1 protein-coding gene is annotated in these 782 nt (G+C 67.4%); it reads right to left on the bottom strand.

Annotated features, from left to right (window positions below; genetic code table 11):
- Positions 1-782 (bottom strand): Ig-like domain-containing protein (locus ACTHQS_RS17925; RefSeq protein WP_440171598.1); only part of this gene is annotated, 782 nt, incomplete at both ends.

The following is a 782-nucleotide window of genomic DNA, read 5'->3' as shown; positions in this document are numbered from 1 at the left end:
GCTCCCGTTCGTGTCACGGGCAACGAGATCCGGCTCCCCGTCTCCGGTCAGGTCACCCGCCGCGCTAATGGCCGTCATGACGTTCCAGCCATCGCCGACCTTGATGCGCCACCCGAACAGGCCGTTCCCCTGGCCCGGGTAGGTCCACAGGGTGCCGTTCGTGTCACGGGCAACGAGATCCGGCTCCCCGTCTCCGGTCAGGTCCCCTGCGGCGCTGACAGCGGTCATGACGTTCCAGCCGGGCCCCACGTTGATTCGCCAGCCGAAGAGGCCGTTGCCCTGGCCCGGGTAGGTCCACAAGTTCCCGTTGCCGTCCCGGGCCAGCAGGTCGGCCTTGCCGTCACTGGTGAAGTCCCTCGCTCCCCCGGCGGTGGTGAAGGTCCACGTCTTGTCCGAGGCCAGCGGGTTGCCGGCCGTGTCCTTCACGCCACTGGTGCCACCTTTGATGGTTGCCGTGTATGTCGTCCCCGCCGCCAGGTCAGCGTTCGGGTTCAGCGTCGCCACTTTGTTGGTGCTGTCGTAAGTCACGGTGGCCGGGACGGCAGTCGCGCCCGCCGCCAGGGTGAAAGTCGTCGACGTGACAGTGGAGGGGTCTAAGCCCTCGGAGAACGTCGCTGTCACATCGGCAGTAACCTCCACGCCGCTGGCGTCCGCAGCGGGAGACAGGTCCTTCACGGTCGGAGCGGTGGTGTCACCGCTTCCACTGCCGCCGCTGCTGGGACTGTAGTAGTGCCAGTACCGGCTGGTGGCGTTGACATCCGCGAGCACCAGCAGGCCGCTGT

Origin of the sequence: Arthrobacter sp. SAFR-044 (assembly GCF_051965175.1) — a bacterium.
Lineage (GTDB): Bacteria > Actinomycetota > Actinomycetes > Actinomycetales > Micrococcaceae > Arthrobacter.
Note: the sequence above shows the minus strand (reverse complement) of the source record. Positions and strands in the feature narration are given on the sequence as shown.